The sequence below is a fragment of the Aliivibrio sp. 1S175 genome (genome assembly GCF_001690985.1).
Lineage (GTDB): Bacteria > Pseudomonadota > Gammaproteobacteria > Enterobacterales > Vibrionaceae > Aliivibrio.
Window position 1 is genome coordinate 1 of sequence record NZ_MAJS01000099.1, and the last position, 265, is coordinate 265.

Sequence of the window (265 nt, forward strand, 5' to 3'; positions counted from 1 at the left end):
ATGTAACATTGTCAGAAGATTTAAGTGGCCTAAGTGTATTTCTTTGAATCTTTAAACTCTCCAATTCTTCAACTAAATGTCGATGACGAATATTTCTTCTAGTTAGAATTAATGCATATGCAAATCCGAAGTAAAATGCTGATGCAGTACCGAGTAACGGAGCATACCTATCTTGATCTTTGTAAATCCCAACAAGCTCTAAAAATCCATCGCCAAAAAATACAAACAATAAAGATATAAATATCAGTAAGCTAAGTATAAAGTC

1 protein-coding gene is annotated in these 265 nt (G+C 32.1%); it reads right to left on the bottom strand.

Translation table 11 applies throughout. The annotated features are described in order from the left end of the window. The coding region (locus tag A6E06_RS20065) for a hypothetical protein (protein ID WP_218066041.1) at nucleotides 1-265 on the bottom strand (265 nt) is incomplete at both ends.